This is a genomic window from Enterobacter sp. Acro-832, assembly GCF_011752745.1.
Taxonomy (GTDB): Bacteria; Pseudomonadota; Gammaproteobacteria; order Enterobacterales; family Enterobacteriaceae; genus Enterobacter; species Enterobacter quasiroggenkampii.
Genome location: NZ_VWWX01000001.1, coordinates 814,479 through 833,431, shown reverse-complemented (window position 1 = coordinate 833,431; position 18,953 = coordinate 814,479). Strand labels below are relative to the sequence as shown.

Genomic DNA, 18,953 nt, shown 5'->3' with positions numbered 1-18,953 from the left:
TTTAATCTCCAGAAAAATTAAAATTGATTCTGATTTCTTTACCCTTAGGGCTATAACCAGGACCGTATTCATATGTATGAGTATGTGGGGTTGAATGATAATCTGGCGATGCAGGATCTCCATAACCGTGATCTGTATAATCAATTCGTTCCACTTGTCTGCCATATTCATCATATTTAACAGTTGAATATTCCAGCTCACCTGTTTTGGGATTATATTTATAATGCTCCAGCTCTTTAGTCCCTGGGGTAACTTGATTCGGTGCGTTTTTATGCCACGCTTCATCAGGTAAAAGAGGTCCATCATTGCTTGTTTTTTCATCTGGACACCCATTCAATCCCAGTGGATCAACCCATCCCAGCGGATCCGGCACATAAGCATAAGTATTAATCCCACCCCGAATCGAAATCGGATCCTGACTGATATACCTTCCTGCTAACGGATTATAGTACCGGTAGCGGTTATAGTGCAGCCCCGATTCCTCATCAGCATACTGTCCCTGCAAACGCAGCGGCTGACGGATGCCCGCCTGCATTTCCGCATGGCCGTAGGCGCGGTAGATGGCGCTCCACACCACGTTGCCGTCTTCGTCCAACAGCTCCTGCGGTGTACCGATATGGTCGTTGACGTAGTAGTTGACGGTGCTGCCCACGCCGCGTCCTTTAAGCTGAGCCAGCGGGCGGAAGCTGCCGCCCGGCTCGTACAGGTAGCTTGTGCAGTCAAAGTCGGTGGCTTTCGTATTTTTGTTGAACATCAGGCCGGGGGTAAAATCCGCGTGTGCTTCGTCGCACTCGGTGACCATCCGGTCATCCTGCCAGAAGAACAGGGTGGACTTGCCCGTTTCCTCGTCGGTTTTGCGGATACGCCTGCCAAAGACGTCGTACTCATAGCGCCATGAATGAGTGAGGGTGTGGCGTGGAAAGCCCTCATCATCATAGTGACGTACATCGGTAAAGCGCACCAGCCGGTGCTCGCAGTTCCATTCAAACCGGTGCTCCCGGCACTGCGCCTTACCCCAGCGGTCAGCGATGAGATTACCGAACTCGTCATACTCGTAGTGGTGGTCGCCCTGTAGCAGCAGGCGGTCGCCTTTGACCTTCGCCGGATGTTCGCCCCCCTCGGGTGGCATATTCATGCCCAGCAGGTTGTCGTCGCCGTCAAAGCTGAACTCCTCGTGCAGGGCGTTCCAGCGCGGGTCTTCCGGCAGGCCGTCGCGCAGGTGGGCGTGTGGCTCATGGCGGGCGGTGGCGAGGCGGTTTTTCAGGTCACGGGTGAAGGTGCGGGTGCCCTTGCGCGAGTCCAGAATCTGTTGCAGGTTGCCCGCCGGGTCGTACTGGTAATCCCGCCGGAGAATATCGCCTTCCCCGTCACGCTGCCGCGCCCGCTGGCTGATGAGTTGCTGGCAGCTGTCGTAGTCGTTGTACAGACCGCACTTGCTGTGGTTCTGGTGCTGGCTGCCGAACAGGCGGCGGGTTTCCCGTCCGCGCTGCCACTGGTGCTCGCTCAGCACCAGCCCGTTATGGATAATCTGGAACAGCTCACCATTCTCATAATCCATTTTCAGGATATTGCCGTCCACCATGCGCATATGGCTGAGCTGGCCGTCGGCGTTATAGGCATAATACTGGCTGGCGAAGCCCTGATGCTCCTGCGTCAGGCGGTTACAGTTGTCGTAGCCCCAGGCCAGCGGCCAGTGACCGTCATCTGCCACATGCAGGCGGCCAAAGCCGTCGTACTCGTAACGCACCTTCTGCCCGTCCGGGCGGATGCGGGTGGTGAGCCGCCCGGCGACATCGTATTCATACCCGGTAGTCAGTGCAGTCTCTTCGAGACCACTGTCGCCATACTCGGTGCGTTTAACGATGCGCCCGTTCAGGTCGTGAAGATAGCTCAGGCGGCGGCCGTCGAAGGTGCGCTCTTCCCGCAGCCTGCCGGAAGGGGTGTACTCAAGGTGGTAGCGCTCGCCCTTGTGGTTGATGATATCGCTGACCAGCCCGTGAATGTTGTTGTAGTGATATTCCAGCGAGGTGTTGTCCGGGTACTGCACGCGCTGCACCAGTGCAGAATTGGCGTGATATTGATAACGGGTGGCAAGGCCATTTTCATCGGTCTCTTCCGTCACCTGACCGTAGGGGTTATAGCGCCACTGGCGGCGGGTGCCATCGGGCCACTCCACGGCAGCCAGCCGCCCGGCCATGTTCCAGTGCAGGCGGGTGGCGCTGCACTCAGCCCCCGGCGTGTCCGGTGCGCTGTGGTTTTTCTCAGTGAGCAATCCCTGCGCGTTATAGCGGTACCAGGTGGTTTCCCCGGCGCGGTTAGTGTACTCCGTAACCTGCCCGAGGGCGCTGACCGTCCAGGTCTCGCGGCTGCCGTCCGGGTGGCGGATGGCGACCAGATTACCGGCGTCGTCCCAGTCATAGTGCCACTGGTCGCCAGCGGCGTTAGTGTGGGTGATAACGTTGCCGTCAGCGTCATATTTCCACGTTTCGCGCTGCTTTTCGAGCATGTCGGCACTGATGCGGATGCGCTCCAGCAGGCGGCCAAACGACCAGTGCTGGCGGGTGACCTGACCATCCGGGGCGGTTATGCGGGTGACCAGCAGGTCGTGGTTATAGCTGTAGCGGGTGACTTCGCCGCCGGGGCCGGTTTCTTCCAGCAGTTCGCCGCGTTTACCGTAACGTTTTTTCGTCACCGCGCCGTCCGGCGTGACGCTGCGCGTCAGGCGGGCGGTCTCTTTGTCGTGTTGCCAGACCTCCTGCGAGCCGTCTTCATAGATGACGGTCACTTCACCCTTCGCTGTATCCCACGCGTAGCAGCGGTCAAGGTTCGGCAGGTTGCTCCAGTGACGCACGGCGCGTACCTGTTTGCCTTCGCCTTCCCACTGCCAGTAAAACTCCGCGCCGCCCGCAAGGAAACGCTTTTCAAACACGTAGTCAGGGCGGTATTCGTAGCGCTCGGTTTCCCCGGCGGCGTTCATGGCGGCGCTGAGCTGGCCCCGCTCATCATACGTATACTGCATCAGCAGCAGGGTTTCGTCCTGCGCCAGCTCAGGCGGGCGGATTTCCGCCGTGGGGTCATACGCCAGATGCAGTTCATGTAGCCGTGGGCCGTTATCCGTATCCTGATAGCGCAGCAGCAGGGAGACGCCCGCCGGGTTTTCCAGCCGCACGGGCAGCCCGTCGCGGTAGTGCAGCAGGAGATGCTGCTTGCCCTGCGAGAAGCCGGTCACCGTGCCGTTGTCCCCTTCGCGCTGTACGTGCATTATCCAGCCATTAAGCGACGAGGAGGTCAGCAGGTACTCGCCGTCGGTCTGGCTCAGCCATGTTGCGGCTTTCGCCATGCGGTTGCGGGCGGCGGGGATGTCCTTATCCGGCAGTGGTAATTCGGTGGTGAGGTTCTCATGGTCTGTCCAGCGTATCCCATCGGCGGTGAATACCACCTGGTGTTGCAGGCTGTGGCTCCAGCCGAAACCGAAGTAGGAAGAGCATTCCACTGCGCTGGTACGGTACTGGCGGGTAAAGGTAAACGGGTACACGCCGGGAAGGCGGGCGTCGTTCAGGCCGAGCAGTTCTTCACCGGTGACCATCGAGACCGGACAGCCGTTAGTGCAAGTATCATTCGTTTTATCATTCGGCTTACCGTCAGGTGTCGTACCCGGCGTGCCGGTTTCTTTCGTTACATCGGCAAGTTCGGTGGAACGGCTGGAACCCAGCTCCACCTGCTTGTTTTTGGACAGTGGTGCGTTAATCTGGCGGCGGTGGTTGATGTTGCGGGTTTTCTCAAATGCCTTCTTCAGCAATTCGATACTGGACTTCATGATTTTTGTCAGTACCGCCCAGACTTCCTGTACCAGATGCAGGGCTTTTTTGAATGCCCTGCCGAGGCGATAGGCCAGATAGGCGATGCCCAGCGGCCCGGCAATCAGCGACATCAGCGCCCCGAACACCACGCCAATCAGCGTTTCGCCAATCACGCTTCCGCCTATCCCGGCGATTTTTATCAGTAGTTCTCCCCACGGGTACATCCGCAGGTTGAGGATAACGCTGCGCGCCAGCAGGTACAGCATGGCTTCATCATTGAACAGGGCGAACAGTTCGCGGGCCATCTGCTTGCTGGAAGTCAGAATGGCTTCGATATCGGCGCTTTCGAGCTGTCCCACCTGAGCGTACAGTGCGCTGGCCCCCTCATAGATTTTGGTCGCGTATTCTCCCGGATTGGTAATGACATTGTAAGCGGTTTTGGCGTCGCTCCATATGCTGCATAATCCATCTTCCAGACCCTTGCCAAAACTTTCCAGTATTGCCGCCCCCAGTCTGCTTTGCTGCCACTGTGGTTTGTATTCTGCCCAGCGGGCTGACATGGACTGGTACAACGCCAGCATGTGATCATCGTAAGCCCGTATCATGGTGTTGTTGTTTTCAACCAGATTATTGTCAGTCACGATGGGGTAATACAGCTTGCCCGGCTCCAGACCGGAGAACACCACTTCCCCGTTTTCATTGGTGGTTCCCTTTTTGACTTCCTCATCTTTGGCCCAGTCCCTGTCCTCGTACAATTTGACTTCAACGCCGGGGATGGGCAGGTCAATGGTGGATTCGTGCGCCAGTCTGACCCGGATTTCACCTGACTTGGGACAGGGCATGGCGCCGACGGAGAAGTTGTCATCGCTGCCGCTAACGGTGGTGGACTGGCCATTCATGGACACAACCTTATCCATTTCCAGCGTCGGGCCGTCAAAGGCTGATGAGGCATTGTCAAAGGCTTTTGCCGCCCATGAACTGATAGCGTTGCGGTAGTCTTTATCAATAAGGGTCTTGTTTTTGAATGACACCAGTTCGTCTTCAATGCCCTGTATGTATGCAGTCAGCATAAGTTATCGTCCTGATTAACGGTCTGAAGGGGAGTCGGTAAACTCAAAAGGCTGAGCCATCGCCGTGCGTTCCTGCTGCAACGATGCAACAAGTTCTGCCATAAGAACGGGGATATTTTGTGGCATGGAACGAAGCCGTGTGGTGATTTTCTGGCGTAGCACCATCTCCGGGAATTGCTCACAGAGTTCAGCATGGTTATCGTTCAGTTTGCGCAGAATACTGTCCACCAGCGGGGTATTGTCCTTTTGCATCATGGCGTCAATCAGCGCCTGCGGTATACGCCACCACGGGGAGGTTTTGGGTTCTCCCTGACCGGTAATATGAACGGTAAAGTCTTCGCCATTAACAAAATAGAAGGCGAACGGCGGCATCACCTCACGCCAGTCATCGCCCATAAAACGCAGTTGCTCTGCGAACCATTTGCCATCCCAGTAACGGAAGAACACCTCTTTGCCGTCGGGCAGGATAACCTTTATGAGCCCGCGCAGATGTTGCAGGATGCGTTCAAACGGCATGGGCGAGCGCGCCAGCCAGCCCCAGTTTTTATGCTCTGTGGTTTCCACCCATTTAAGAAACGGGCTGTTTTCGTCCAGCCTGACTATCATCGGCATCGCCTCCGTCCAGTCGGCATAGGGCGTGGCGCTGTACAGGCCGGTCGGGGTCTGGCTGCCGTCATGCTGGTAGTATTCGCGCACTGGTTTGGCCTCGCTGACGTTAGACAGAATGGCGTACAGCGGCATATTTGACGTGGCGGTGATGTCCAGCCACTGGCGCAGAGGGAGGGAAATATCCATATCGGGAACAGGCTCCTTGATCTGTAAACTATAAGATTTTTAATAGTTTCAGATGGTATCAGTAGCCAGGTGTGAAACTGTGAAGTGCTTCAAAAAAGATGGAAAGCGTTTTAAATCAATTAATAAGACTGATGTATCAAGTTTGCGCGGTGTTCAGCTAAGCGATCTTGCCGTTCACCGTCAAACACGGTATCTTTTACTGGCACCTGCAAAATCAGGTGCCGGGATTGGAACCCTGAGAAATGTTACAGGCGACATACGACGCGTCCGCGTCTTTTTTTATGTCGTGCGCTTAGTTTTACCTCAATGGTGGGCTGGGCGGGGGCACCGCAAGGTGCGCCGGTTGCCTGTAACGCCGGTAGTTCCAACCCCGTTCAGTCCACCACCATGAGATTGGAACCTCTGGTGGTGGGTTTTAAACCCGTTACAGGAGGCTGCCACTATGGCTACGATCCCCACTCAAACACATCCGTTACTCGCCGTCCCCTTCAATGCCGCCACGGATTTCACTGTACTGGCAGAACACTGCAAACAGTTCGCCGAAATCCTGATCGAACACGACGATCCCACGCTGAAAATGGCGCTTTGCGGCAGGCTTAACGCCTGTCTGCGACTGCTCCAGCCCTCGTTGCTCGATCCGATCCCGGATCATATGATGGACAGCCTGACCGTTGACACGCTCCCCACCCGCTCACCGCGTTTCGATCCCGAATGTACCGAACTTTGCCACTATTGCCTTGCCCTGACGCAGGTGCTGGCGGGGCAGGGGCTGTTACCAGAAACCCGGAATTATCTGTGTTGTCTTTTGTACGATCTGATCCACTATTTTTCTGATGAAATCACGGCTCCGCGCTGGCTGCGTACCGCCGACGGCGTGAAGTTTATCGACGGGGAGGCGGCATGATACAACCGGACTGGCATTCTGCCGACATTATCGCGGCGCTGAAAAAGTGTGGAACGTCGCTTTCAGCCGTTTCCCGCAAATCAGGGCTGGCGTCCTCCACGTTGGCAAACGCGCTTACCCGCCGCTGGCCCAAAGGCGAGCGGCTGATTGCTGAAGCGCTGGGTGTTGCGCCAGAGCAAATCTGGCCTTCCCGCTATCGTAAGCCTGAAAATGGCTAAATTATCTCTCCCGATCTTCTGATGGCTTTGCTATCAGAAGATCGGGAGAAGGCAAGCGAAGTGCGGCAGTCCGGACTCGCAAAAATCCTTTTTAACGCAAAAACAGTTTTTCCTTTCTGCACCAGCGGCACTGGCGTAGTCTCCCTCCTGCTCCATGCTGTCGTTGACAGCGCCCAACGCTTCACAACCTGAAAGAAGCGCCTGTTATCAGGACGGTTGATCCGTTTACCGGTGCAGACTTCTGCAAACACCGGGTCGCAGAACATCGCGACGGAGGTCTGAGTTTTAATACGATACGTCCTTTTTACTGCGCCAGCCTGCTGGTCTGAATCTGCACCGCGCCGGAATACTCCCGGCTAACTTATATCTGCTGACACCCTCAGCGCCTTTTACATTTACGGGCTGCGGCCTGCATTGCCGAAGGCTTTGCTGCCGCGTGGCCGTGAAACTGCACCAGAAACGCAACGTTTAAACACTGCACCAGCGCCAGTGCGTCACTTTAACCGCGCAGAGCGGGAAAGTGACGCACGCAGCCCTTTCGACCTGCACCAGACAACTCAACTGCGCCAGCTCACGGCTGGATTCTGACACTGCCTTTTCAGGCCATTTGACCATAAGGAGAACATGAACCGATACCGAGGCGGATCCGGACGATCCGGGGGATAACCCGCGCAAGCGGGCGGCTGCTCTGAGAGCACAACCGAAGCCCCACCACACCTCAACGGCTGCCGCCCCGGCGCTCAGGTATCGTTCGCAGCCCCGACAAAAAAACAGGGGCTATCGGCCTGTGCGCCGGGGAGGGTTGTATCAGTTTTGAGTTATGGATTTGCGGCAATCATGAAAGGGGACGAATATGGGAATACTGGAGCAGGAAATGAAGCGGCTTGCGCAGCAGGCAGGTGGTAGCCATAAAACTGTTCACGACCGCATTAAGCTGTCGCAGCGGTTTTGTGAACGTCTGGTACTGGCGCAGAATGTGCAGATCCGCCGGGTGGAGCAGCTTAAGGCGCGACATATAGAGGGTTATATCCGTGAACGGCTGGCGCAGGGTATTACAAAGCGTTCCCTGCAAAATGAGATGGCGGCGGTACGTTGCATTCTGAAACAGGCAGGGCGTGACAGGCTGGCGCAGAGTGAGCGGCTGAACAACCGTTCTCTTGGTCTGTCTGGCGCATCCCGCAACGGTACAAAGCTGGCGATCACACCGGAGCATTATCGTGACGTACTGGAGACGGCCCGCGCAAAAGATCCGGGGCTGGCGGCAGCGCTGGAACTCTCAAGGCTGATGGGATTACGCTCGCAGGAGGCGGTGCAGAGCGTGCAGTCGCTGAAAACATGGCGGCAGGCGCTGGAGCGCGGTGATACCCGTTTAACCGTGGTGTTCGGCACCAAAGGCGGACGGCCCCGCGAGACGATTATTCTTGATGCTGTCGCTGTCAGAAAAGCGCTGGATAATGCGCTGACCGTGGCAGAAGATCGCCACGGCAGGCTGATAGATAAGCCGGACCTGAAAACCGCGATGAAATACTGGCACAGCCAGGCGGCACGTCTCGGCTTAACGGGCGCATATTCTCCGCACTCCTTTCGTTACGCCTGGGCGCAGGATGCGATCCGTCATTATCTGGCGCAGGGGTTTTGTGAGAAGGAAGCGCTGGCAATGACGGCGATGGATTTGGGCCACGGCGACGGGCGCGGGCGGTATGTGGCGCAGGTTTATGGGCGATGGGATGCTGACTGATAGTTGTTGTCTTGAAAAGATCGCATTATCCATCGGTTTTCGTACAAAAAATTTTGGGGGCAAAATTTTTTGTACGATTTCCTATCAATACTGACAAGAACAATAATTATCGCCTATTAAATTCATGATTATTTATTTTAAATCAATGTGTTAAGTTTTGGTGGTCGATTTTTGATAGCCATCACATTGTAAAATATCCTTTATTCATCGTTATCCACCGAAAAAATTTCTATGTAGAAATTTTTTGTACGGTTTCCTCTTAATAACGGTGCTTACGAACGGTATAGCCTATTAACAGGATTCTGGTGCAGCATGACGGTATTTTTCTGATAATTGCGCCAGCAAAAGGAAAAAGGCCAGATAAAGGTAAAGGGCGACTAAGGGTAACAGCGCCAGACCGGAAAAGGCCAAAGGGCTGAAAGGGCCTTAACACTGGCGCAGTTTGATGCTTATCCGATAATATCTGGCGCAGTCCTGACACAGGCAGGCGACGGCAAACGGTGGCATTGAACTGGTGCAGTTGTGGCGTATTGGCAAATCAGGTTCTGGTGCAGATTGTCTGGCAGCTTTCGCCTGAAATTATTCACTGTGAATAATTTCGATATTTGTCTATTGATACATAATATATTGATAGGTTTTCGTACAAAATTATTCTACGTCGAATAATTTTGTACGCTTTCCGATTAATAACCCAAAAATTGAAGATAAATCCTTTCAATGCAAAAAGCAGATCCGAATTCAATCAGGATCTGCTTTTTCATTTTTAACAAATTATACTGCTACTGGCTCAGGCTGCCTTATGCCGCCGTGCATAAATATACGGGGCAATGTATCCTTCGCGGCTCACGTCCAGATAGTCTGACCACCACTGCATCATGTCCTTGCGTGCATCGAGATGTTCAGCACGGTGGATATATGCTGCCCGCACGCTGTTGCGTTCCTGATGACTCATCTGCCTTTCCACTGCATCTCGCGACCAGAGCTCAGATTCCACCAGTGCGCTACAGGCCATTGCCCGGAAGCCATGTCCGCAGACGTCAGCTTTGGTATCGTAACCCATCAGACGCAGCGCCCGGTTGATGGTATTTTCGCTCATCGGCTTATAGGGGTTATGGTCGCCGGGGAACACCAGTTCCAGATGGCCGGAAATTTCTTGTATCTGCTTCAGAATAGCAATTGACTGCCGGGAAAGCGGCACAATGTGCGGAGTACGCATTTTTGCGCCACGGCCAGAGAAACGGACTTTCTCAATCGTTTCCCTTGTGGCGGGAATGGTCCAGATTTTGTTTCTGAAATCAATCTCGCTCCAGCGGGCGAAGCGCAGTTCACTGGAACGGATAAACAGATGCAGAGTCAGCACTACCGCCAGCCTCGTAAGCTGCCGTCCCTGCTGGTAGTCGCCAATGCGCTCAAACAATTCGGGCAACCGCTCAAGTGGCAGGGCGGGATAGTGATTCTTAACCGGCGGTGCGGTGACGCCTTCCAGATGCTGCGCCGGGTTGCTTTCGGTCAGCCCCTGCTGCACGGCGTAGCGCATGATGTTGCAGAGTTGCTGCCGGGTTCGGGACGCGACTTCCAGAAAGCCTTTATCCTCGATAACTTTCAGTAACGCCGTGAAATGCTGAGTTTTCAGCATCGTGACGGGCAGATGACCGATTGCCGGGAAGATATGGTTTTTCATGCTGGCAAGAATGCGCTCTGCATAGTCAGCCGACCATTTTTTATTGGTTTTGTGCCATGCCACCGCAACGGCCTCAAAGCATTTTTCCGGTGATGCGGCGGCTTTTTCAGTCATGCGTTGTTGTGCTGGATTGATATTCTGCGCCAGTAATTTACGGATACCGTCGCGCTGTTGGCGGGCGTCGGAAAGCGAGACCTGCGGATAGGCGCCTAAGGCAATTCGGGATTCTTTTCGGTTGAAGCGATATTTGAGATACCAGAGGCGTGAACCGCCCGGATTGACAAGCAGATACAGACCCTGAGAATCGGTCAGTTTAAAGGGTTTATCAGAAGGCTTGATACTGCGGATTTTCGCGTCGGACAGGGACATATGGTGGTCACTCCATTATCGAACTGAAATGACCCCAAATCAGACCACCAATTTCGCCGGATGCGCAGGGAAAACCAGATACGCACCGGGAAAGATTTTCACGCTAACTTATTGAAGTCTAAGTTAATAAGTACTTATAAGCACGCCTGAAAACAGGAATTTGGCTCCTCTGACTGGACTCGAACCAGTGACATACGGATTAACAGTCCGCCGTTCTACCGACTGAACTACAGAGGAATCGTGTGAACGAGGCGCATAGTAGCGACCTCACTACGCCTTGTCAAAGGGTGAAAACGCACTTTTCGTTCGTTTGCCGACAATTTCAGCAAATCGCTGATTTTATAGTAAATTTGCTTCGAAATTACACAGCAAAATGCGCCGCCCGCAGGCGGCGCGCAGGATTAGAACAGAACGGAGTAGTTCAGACCAAACGTCCGTCCGCGGCCTTTGTAGGTATACAGACCCGGTGCACCGTAGGTTGGGCTATACAGCCCCGGCGCGCGCTGGCCCCAGGCGGTGGTGTAGTCTTTGTCCAGCAGGTTTTCCACGCTGAAGCTGACTTTACCCACCGGCAGGGCGTAGCTGCCCAGGAAGTCGACCGTGTTGTAGCCATCGATCTTCTTGCCGTCGGCGTCAGAGACGTCAAAGGTCTGCGTGCTCTGTACGCGCAGGGTCCAGTCGCCCGGCGCCCAGTTGACCCACGCGCTGGCTTTCGACGGGCTGGCGCTGTCAACCGTCAGCTTCTCCCATTTCCCGTTTTCGCGGGTTTCAGACTTAATGGCGTTAAAGTTCGCGCCCGTGCTCCAGTCGCTGTCGGTGAAGAAATAGTCCACCTGACCTTCCACCCCGTAGATACGACGCTTGTCGTCTTCCAGGTTGATGGTCATGTCCGTCTTGTTGATGGTGATGGTTTTATCCGAGAGCGAGTAATACGCCGCAACCTGCGTGCGCAGGTTATCCCCGGTGTAGCGCCAGCCCAGCTCATAAGCGTTGACCTTGATACCGTCCAGCTTCGAGTCGTTGACGTTGACGCTGTTCAACAGGCGATAGTGACCGTTGCTGAGCTGATAGGTCCCGGAGCCGTAGTACTTCGCCAGGTCCGGAATTTCGAAGCCCTGGGAGAAGTTAAACCACACCTGCTGCTGTTCGGTCAGGCGACCAAGGATCCCGGCGTTAAACAGGAAGTTGTTGTAATCGGTTTTCCCACCCGGCACCGCGTCGGCGGAGGTGGCTTTGCCGGTAGCGATGGCCTGCTGCTGGGTGTAACCGACAAAATCGTCCACCTTGTTCTCGGTGTACTGGTAGCGCACGCCGCCGCTCAGGGTGATGGCGTCAATGTCGTAGCTGGCCTGCAGGAACGGGGCGAGGTTGGTGATGCTGTAGCCCGGGTAGCGGCCCACGTTGTAGGCATTATCCAGCTCCATGCCGCCGCTCGCTGCAGCTTTGCTCAGGTTAAAGAACTGCTGGTTGGCGTCGAAGGTTTCGTGGTCGGCATCCATACCCCAGGTCAGCGTTAAATCGTCCACCGGCTTGCTGTTCAGCGTCAGCTTGCCGCCGTAGAAATCAGTTTTCTGCTGCGACGCGCCGATGCTGCTGACCACGCCTTTGGTCAGGGTCGGGAACGGATAGTAGGTCAGGCTCTCGTCGCGATAGTAAATCTGCGCGACCAGATCCTGGCCCCAGAAATCGGTATTGGAGTACTGCAGGTTGATCAGATGGCGCTCGGTACCCGGCACGCGGTCAGAATCGAGGTTACCTTTGTTGTACGCGGTCGCATCCCCCGTGACCGCTGAGAAGTTCTTCCCGAGATACAGACCATGCTTGCCGTCGGACTCGCTCTTGTAGTACTGAGTGGTCAGTTGCAGCTGCTGGTGATCGTCAATATTGAGGGTGCCTGTGCCCATCACATCGATACGGTCGGAATACTGTAAGCCGGTCTGGGTGTTATCAATAATCACCTCGTCGCCGTTGCCATCATACCAGCCGCCGTAGCGCTGATACGACACCGACAGACGACCGGATGCGTTATCGTTGCCGCCGCTGACCGCTGCCGATACGTTCTCATCATGGTCGTTGTGGCTGTTGAACCCGCTTTTAGCACCCGTCTGGAACTCGACTTCGGTCTCAGGCTGGCCCTTTTTGGTAACGATATTCACCAGACCACCGGTGCTGCCGCCGCCGTAGAGTGACGTGGCGCCGGAGATAACTTCGATACGGTCAATGTTGAACGGATCGATAGAGTCGAGCTGGCGGCTGTCGCTGCGGGACGAGTTCAGGCGCACGCCGTCCACCATCACCATCATGGAGCGGCCGCGCAGGTTCATGCCGTAGTTGGTACGTCCCTGGCTGCTGACGTCCATACCCGGGATCAGCTGTGCCAGCACTTCTTTAATCTCTTTCCCGCCCTGAACCTGCTGCTCAATTTCAGCCCGCTCAATGACCCAGGTGGTCTGCGCCATCTCCGCCACGCTGCGGTGCGCACGGCTGGCGGAGACCACGATATTTTCTTCCTTTTGTTCTTCCGCCCACGCAGAGGTAGAAAGCATTGCAAGCAAGCAAGGATTTAAAACCCAAAGATGAGAACGTTTCATTGTTATGTTGACCCTGATTGTGTGTGTCAGTACTCGGTGGTTTTTGCTAATGATTTAACAACCTGACTGTTTTCCGGGCTGGTGGTGCTTCGCCAGTGGATAATGCCAGGGGTGGTAGCCAGCTCAAACGGCTCGTCAGCGTGCGCGCGATTCAGAATGCGCGCCGCGCGCCAGGCCATCAGGCTGAGCTGGGGTTCGGCAATGCCGAGACGGTGCATCCCGGCATTCACGGCGAACAGGCGGTTGCTCTGCGGACCGTCCCATTCGAGGGTGAAATCATTGTTGATGCAGAAGGCTTCGTCCGTATCTAGATGCAGGCGGTGAGACAGCGGCGCCAGGAACGCAGGCTGCACGGCGCGATAGCCGGTGGCAAAGATCGTCACGTCGCTCTCCAGCTGCTCGCGGCCGCCGTCGAGGTGATGCTGTATGCTCAGGCGCTGACCGTTTTCCAGGCGCGTCAGGGCTGTCACCGAGCGGGACGGCATCAGGTGCGCCCAGGGTTTTTCACGCAGTACTTCGAAGCGATGGTACATGGCGCGGTAAATCGCCAGCAGTGACTCGGTGGTGATGCCGTCGGAGGTCATCTTCTGCTCGTGCAGCATCTGCCGACGCGCCTCTTCACCGAGCGTGGAGAAGCTGTCCACGTACTCCGGCGTGAAATACTCGTTAGCAAAGGCGGCTTCATCCAGCGCGTTGTAGTTGTTGCGGCGCGAGACCCAGTTCAGGCTCAGCGGCTGGCCCCATTCGCCACGGAAAATATTCAGGAACAGGTCGGCGCCGCTCTGGCCGCCGCCGACGACGGTGACGCGCTTGCCCGTAAGATCCGGCGTGCGCAGCATCATCTCGCTGGCGTGGAAGCAGGTATCGTCCTGCACGGTGACGCAGTCCGGCAGGTTGATCTGCTTACCGATCCCTACGCAGACATGGCGCGCCAGGAAGCGGTCGCGCTGGGTCACCACCTCAAACAGGCCACTTTTCTCATCAAAGCTCACCTGCTGCACCTGCTGGCTGAAGGCGAGGTTGGTGAGGTTGTCCGCCGCCCAGCACAGGTAATCGGCAAACTCTTCCCGCGAAACGGTGCGCTGTTCGGTGGTCAGGAAGCGGTAGAACTTTTTACGCTGCACCAGGTAGTTCAGGAAGCTGTGGCGGTTGGTCGGCTCCACGGCGCTGACCAGATCCTTCAGGAAGCTGGTCTGCATGTGGCAGTCCGGCACCATCATCCCCGGGTGCCAGGAAAAGTGCGGTTTGCGCTCAAGAAACAGCGAGCTAAAGCCGTCCAGCCCTTCCGCCAGCGCGGCGATGCTGAGGTTAAACGGGCCAATACCAATGCCGATGAAATCATAGGTTTTCATTGCGCTGACTCCCGGGAGGCCAGAAAAAGAGGGTTATCAAGGTCGGTGACGTAGTTCGGCAGCATGCGGCTGCCGCCGTCGTGTTCGGAGAAGGTCAGTTTGACCGGATTGAGGATCACGCGAATAATTTGCGGCTTAAACAGGTCGAACTTCGCGAAGCGATCGGCAAGCTCAGGGTGCGCGGCCATATAGCGGTGAAGAACCCCGGCGAGGATCTGATAGAAACGCGTTTCGCTGACGCCGCTTTGCAGCGTGAGGCGTGAGATAAAACGCAGCACCGTCACAAAGTTGCCGGTTTGCAGATCGTGAATGATGTAATCCGCGCTCAGGCGCGCCGTAACGGCCTTCACCTGATCAGGCAGGCTCTGGGCCTGAGGGAAATCTTCATCCACCAGGCGCATATCGCCCTGGAAATCCTTCAGCAGGATGCGCTGCGGGACATAATCCTTCATCACCAGCGTCACGTTCTGCCCGTGGGCGATCAGCGCCACGCCGTAGCGGCAGAGCAGGTGATAGAACGGGATCACCGATGCCTCAAACAGTTTTTCCAGCCATGCGTCGGCGCTTAACCCGGAGCGACTGATCCACGCGTCGATCAGCGCACACCCGGCGTTGTCGGTTTCCATTAGCGCCGCCAGCAGCACCGCCTGTTCGCCGTCCTGCAGATAGCAGGACGGGTTTTCCCGCCAGATCACGCCCAGCATCTCCTGATAGCGATAGGGCGCTTTCGGCAATACGGCATAACCCGGATGCGAGAGATACCCGGCAGCGGGCTCACCCAGCACCTGCGCGCCAGAGCGGGCAAACGTGGCGTCGCTGGCGAACTGCTGCTGCAGCCAGCGCGAGGCCAGCGGCCCGGCGGCAATGTATTTGCCCGGAATACCGCGATAGCAGGAGGTGTTGTAGATTGTCAGCGGGAGCTTGATGTCAAACGGCGCGCGACGGCTGGCGTTGGTGAGCGTGCGCAGGGACTGCTGCGCCAGGTACTCATCGCCAAACTCGCCCAGCTCAACTATCTCACCGCGTGCCAGCTGCGCCAGGAAATGAATGGCGATCTTCTGCTGCCACTGCCACGGGTGCAGCGGCACCGGCAGCCAACTCTCGTCGAGACCCAGCGCCTGCCAGCGGGCGTCAAAACGGGCGCGCTCGGCGTTGTCCATGGCGCTGGCCAGCAGGGTGCTGATATCGCAATCGACGTCGCTGCTCCAGACCAGATGCTCCCGCTGAACGGCGACCCAGTGCAGACGAAAACGTCCGCGATACTCAGGCGCGTACTGACGCAGCGCGTCCAGACCCCAGCCGCGGCGGCCTTTGTTGAAAATAAACTTCGGGTGACCGCGCATCAGGCACTGTAATTCGTCCGGGTCGAGGTGGATCAGCGCGTCCGCGTCCAGCCCTTCACGCGCCTGCAGCAGCTGTATGTCGCCGCGCAGCGTGGCGTAGAGATCTTCCATGTGCTCCGCCGTCTGCGCGTCGCTCATCTCCAGCACCTTCGCCAGCTGCAGCAGCGCGCGCTCCGCCTCCACGGCGGCACCGCTGGCGGTGGTCAGGCTGTCCGGGTCGATATGCAACCAGCCCCAGATCCCGCGCGTGGCGCAAAACTGCCAGGACTCGTTGCCCATGGTGATGCGCCAGGCGTCAGACGCAAGCGGCTCGGCGCGCAGGGTGCGTTCATACTCCAGCTCGGCGAGGAGCTTCGCCACCATCTCGCGGTTCACTTTTTCCCAGAGCGCGTTCACAGGCCCACCTCGCTGAAGAAGCGGTGACGCTGGCTCATAATGAGGCGCGAGCGTTTATGCGGGAAGTCGAACTCTTTCACCGTGTCGAAACCGGCAGAGTCCAGATGGCGGAACAGGCGCTGGTTGTCGAAGCGCGGCTCGGCGACAATCCGCGTGGTGCGCGGTTCATCGAGATACAGGTAGTGGCTCAGGCCGCGCAGCCAGCTGCGGATGTACTGCGCACCGCGCCAGTTCTCTTCGCCCACCAGCATGTGCAGCCCGCGGTCAAACGGCTGCCAGCGGTAGTGGCGGCCAATGCGGTCTTCCGCCGCCCAGTAGAGTTCAAAATAGCCGAACGGCTGGTCGTCGAAGCAGCCGATAACCGGGTAGCAGTAGGTCGAGTCGAGCTGACGGCGCAGGTAGTTTTCCTGCTCGGCCTGCGGGCCCGCCATCTCCCAGAAGGCGTTCACGCGCGGGTTGTTCATCCATTGGGTAAAGCGCTCGCCGTCCAGCGCCACGTCGGCCACGCGGAAGCTGAGGGTGCGCTTAATTTGCGGATCGTAACGGCGATACACTTCGCCCTGCGGGCGGTGAGGGCGCAGCGGGAAGTACAGTTGACGGCTCTCGTCAAACTGCATTCCGCCGCTCGCCTGATGCCGTTCGCCTTTCAGCCACAGCGGCAACTGCCAGAAGGCATTGCGCGCCAGATAATCACCGTGGGCCAGGCCAAACAGCGCCTGCGCCTGGGGTTCATCCTGCCAGTCCGCCCACGGCAACGTAATGCCGGTCAGCGCGGGGGCGGCCACAAACAGCTGATCCAGGGCTTCCACCAGCCAGCCGTCCGGGATCCCCTTCAGACGCTCCAGCACCGCGCTGCCGTCGAGACCCAACGCCAGCGGCAGGGTGCGATCCGTTGCGGTGCAGCGAAAGCCATAGCCGGAATGGACGATATTCGCGATAGCCATCACGCCTTCTCCTTGTAGAACGGGTTGCTAAAGTCGAAATAGATCACCGCCGGATCGGCGATGGTGTTTTCATTGCGATCGTGCAAGTAGCAGAAGAAGTTGCCTTTGCAGTTCCAGGTCGGGCTGTCGAGCACGTAGTCGAGGCAGCGGGTCTGCTTCGCCGTGCGGCGCAGTTCCGCCAGCGCGTCGCGCACCCGGGACATCAGGCTCTCCTCGCTGTCAAAACCGGCGGCAGCAAGGGCGGCGGTAACGGCAAGGGTAGAGTTCAGCAGCAGGTAGTAAGGGAAGTAGCGCAGCAGCTGGCTCTTGCCAAAGCGGTTTTCCACCTCAGTTTCGCCAGCTTCTTTCAGCCACGCGTCGGCGCTTTCGGTCCACGCGCTGCCCTGGCAGTCGCGATAGATCAGCCCGACCGGGAAATCCTGCTGCATCTCAACGAGGATATTTTGCTGGTGCGCCAGCAGGACCAGACCGTAGTCCGCCTCGGCGCTGAACAGCGGAAGCAATACGCGGTCGCAGTAGGCGTCCAGCCAGCAGCGGGCGGCCTGAGCGAGCGGTAAATCAAGACGCTGGCTCAGACGGCGCACCGCCGCAGCGAGCAGGCTGTCACCGCCGTCCGGCGCGGCCTGCGTCAGGCTCACCAGCACGTTGGTCTGGGTGTCTGGCGTATCGAACAGCAGATTAACGCGCAGGGCCATCAGGCTCTCTTCCTGAATGACGCCGCTGTCATCGCGCAGTCCCGCCCAGCCGTCCTCCTGCATGACGCGCATGGTCGGGTAGCGCGCCTGTAATTCCTGCCAGCGTTCCGTTTTTGCCAGACGCGCCAGGCGCATGCCGCGCTTCACCTCTTTCACCGACAGCGTGCGCACGGAGTTCGTCAGGCGCACGCTGAGGGAGAACTTAATCATGTCGCTGTTGGTCTCGCTGTACAGCGAGCGGGAGGAGCTGGTGGGCAGCCACTGTGCGCCCGCTTCACCCAGATCCTGCAGTGAACCGTCTTCCGCCAGACGCTGGCACCAGTTCTGCTCCAGCAGATAGTCGGCCTGCCACGGGTGCATCGGCAGCAGCCAACGGGTGTCGGTGAAGTGGCCGAGCAGCTCGGGCGCGCTCTGGGCCGCAAAGCGCAGCAGACGTTCACGCAGGGAGACGTTCAGGCTGTCGCCGGCAACGAGCGTGCTTTCAACGGCAAACCAGCGCAGCGGGAAGCGGGAGGCGAAATCAGGCAGGTAGCGACGCGCCTCGGTTTCGTTGAACGGCTCGTGCGACTTCGGTGCCGGATGAAACGCATGGCCGACCAGCAGCGCCTGTTCCGCGTCGGCAAACGTCAGAGGCTTATCGCGCAGGGTTGCCCAGCCGTGGCGTAAATCAATCGCCTGCCAGGTATGGACATGGCTTTCGAGAACGCGCTGCTTAAAACGCGCCAGCGTATCGGCATCCAGCGAGCCTTTTACGGACGGTTTTTCAAGAATTAAATCAACCAGTTGAGAGAATGTGACGGCGTCACTGCGGTCGCTGTTGCTCTGAATAAGCGTTGCCGGGAAACGGTACTGATGATGCTGGGTGGGAGAGAAATAGCGTACCGGCACCCGAAGCGCCTGGGTTTGGGAAAGCGGGATATGGATCTCAGATAGCGCATCCGCATCGGTAGCGGGGAGATAGCGCCAGTCCTTCGTTTCGCGCAACAGGGCGTTTAAAAAACACTGGGCTGCAACGTCTGTACCGGCGGCGCGGAGCAGAGCACGCATAGATGTACCT

The 18,953-nt window shown here is 57.3% G+C and carries 11 protein-coding genes and 1 tRNA gene; 3 read left to right on the top strand and 9 right to left on the bottom strand.

Features of this window, described 5'->3' with window-relative positions; translation table 11 throughout:
• Position 1: 1 nt before the first annotated feature.
• Positions 2-4,870 (bottom strand): RHS repeat-associated core domain-containing protein, encoded by a 4,869-nt coding sequence (locus tag F3J31_RS03880; protein ID WP_167211412.1) that lies wholly within the window; start codon positions 4,868-4,870, stop codon positions 2-4.
• A 15-nt stretch (positions 4,871-4,885) separates the two neighbouring features.
• Positions 4,886-5,665 (bottom strand): DUF4123 domain-containing protein, encoded by a 780-nt coding sequence (locus tag F3J31_RS03875; RefSeq protein WP_167211409.1) that lies wholly within the window; start codon positions 5,663-5,665, stop codon positions 4,886-4,888.
• A gap of 442 nt (positions 5,666-6,107) precedes the next feature.
• On the opposite strand from F3J31_RS03875, the gene F3J31_RS23370 reads away from it, so the two are divergent.
• The 3 genes from F3J31_RS23370 to F3J31_RS03860 all read left to right on the top strand — a co-directional run bounded on the left by F3J31_RS23370 (position 6,108) and on the right by F3J31_RS03860 (position 8,525).
• A complete protein-coding gene (locus F3J31_RS23370; protein ID WP_130563107.1) occupies positions 6,108-6,569 on the top strand; it encodes a hypothetical protein in 462 nt (153 codons plus the stop codon).
• Positions 6,566-6,787: a helix-turn-helix transcriptional regulator gene (locus F3J31_RS03865; RefSeq protein ID WP_130563103.1), complete on the top strand. Its 222-nt coding sequence runs from the start codon at positions 6,566-6,568 to the stop codon at positions 6,785-6,787. The genes F3J31_RS23370 and F3J31_RS03865 overlap by 4 nt, the downstream gene beginning before the upstream one ends.
• Positions 6,788-7,640: 853 nt before the next feature.
• Positions 7,641-8,525 (top strand): integrase domain-containing protein, encoded by an 885-nt coding sequence (locus tag F3J31_RS03860; RefSeq protein WP_167211407.1) that lies wholly within the window; start codon positions 7,641-7,643, stop codon positions 8,523-8,525.
• Positions 8,526-9,312: 787 nt separating this feature from the next.
• On the opposite strand, the gene F3J31_RS03855 is transcribed toward F3J31_RS03860, so the two are convergent.
• The 7 genes from F3J31_RS03855 to F3J31_RS03825 form a co-directional block, all read right to left on the bottom strand.
• On the bottom strand, positions 9,313-10,575 hold the full coding sequence (locus F3J31_RS03855; protein ID WP_167211404.1) for an integrase arm-type DNA-binding domain-containing protein: 1,263 nt from the start codon (positions 10,573-10,575) through the stop codon (positions 9,313-9,315).
• A 161-nt stretch (positions 10,576-10,736) separates the two neighbouring features.
• Positions 10,737-10,812: transfer RNA gene (locus tag F3J31_RS03850), tRNA-Asn, on the bottom strand.
• Positions 10,813-10,976: 164 nt separating this feature from the next.
• Positions 10,977-13,166: a TonB-dependent siderophore receptor gene (locus tag F3J31_RS03845; RefSeq protein WP_111968096.1), complete on the bottom strand. Its 2,190-nt coding sequence runs from the start codon at positions 13,164-13,166 to the stop codon at positions 10,977-10,979.
• Between the two features lie 26 nt (positions 13,167-13,192).
• The gene (locus F3J31_RS03840; protein ID WP_167211400.1) at positions 13,193-14,518 is read right to left on the bottom strand and encodes a SidA/IucD/PvdA family monooxygenase; all 1,326 of its coding nucleotides are present in this window, start codon (positions 14,516-14,518) and stop codon (positions 13,193-13,195) included.
• Positions 14,515-16,257 (bottom strand): aerobactin synthase IucC, encoded by a 1,743-nt coding sequence (iucC, locus tag F3J31_RS03835; protein ID WP_345790438.1) that lies wholly within the window; start codon positions 16,255-16,257, stop codon positions 14,515-14,517. The genes F3J31_RS03840 and iucC overlap by 4 nt, the downstream gene beginning before the upstream one ends.
• The gene (locus tag F3J31_RS03830; RefSeq protein WP_167211397.1) at positions 16,254-17,201 is read right to left on the bottom strand and encodes a GNAT family N-acetyltransferase; all 948 of its coding nucleotides are present in this window, start codon (positions 17,199-17,201) and stop codon (positions 16,254-16,256) included. The genes iucC and F3J31_RS03830 overlap by 4 nt, the downstream gene beginning before the upstream one ends.
• Positions 17,201-18,943: an IucA/IucC family protein gene (locus tag F3J31_RS03825; protein ID WP_167211394.1), complete on the bottom strand. Its 1,743-nt coding sequence runs from the start codon at positions 18,941-18,943 to the stop codon at positions 17,201-17,203. Before F3J31_RS03825 ends, F3J31_RS03830 begins: the two co-directional genes overlap by 1 nt.
• Positions 18,944-18,953 lie beyond the last annotated feature (10 nt).

Coding starts and splice junctions, on each gene's coding strand:
- F3J31_RS03865 (WP_130563103.1), top strand. CDS start 6,566: ATGATACAACCGGACTGGCATTCTGCCGACATTATCGCGGCGCTGAAA.
- F3J31_RS03840 (WP_167211400.1), bottom strand. CDS start 14,518: ATGAAAACCTATGATTTCATCGGCATTGGTATTGGCCCGTTTAACCTC.
- F3J31_RS03880 (WP_167211412.1), bottom strand. CDS start 4,870: ATGCTGACTGCATACATACAGGGCATTGAAGACGAACTGGTGTCATTC.
- F3J31_RS03825 (WP_167211394.1), bottom strand. CDS start 18,943: ATGCGTGCTCTGCTCCGCGCCGCCGGTACAGACGTTGCAGCCCAGTGT.
- F3J31_RS03855 (WP_167211404.1), bottom strand. CDS start 10,575: ATGTCCCTGTCCGACGCGAAAATCCGCAGTATCAAGCCTTCTGATAAA.
- F3J31_RS03830 (WP_167211397.1), bottom strand. CDS start 17,201: ATGGCTATCGCGAATATCGTCCATTCCGGCTATGGCTTTCGCTGCACC.
- F3J31_RS03845 (WP_111968096.1), bottom strand. CDS start 13,166: ATGAAACGTTCTCATCTTTGGGTTTTAAATCCTTGCTTGCTTGCAATG.
- F3J31_RS03860 (WP_167211407.1), top strand. CDS start 7,641: ATGGGAATACTGGAGCAGGAAATGAAGCGGCTTGCGCAGCAGGCAGGT.
- F3J31_RS03875 (WP_167211409.1), bottom strand. CDS start 5,665: ATGGATATTTCCCTCCCTCTGCGCCAGTGGCTGGACATCACCGCCACG.
- F3J31_RS23370 (WP_130563107.1), top strand. CDS start 6,108: ATGGCTACGATCCCCACTCAAACACATCCGTTACTCGCCGTCCCCTTC.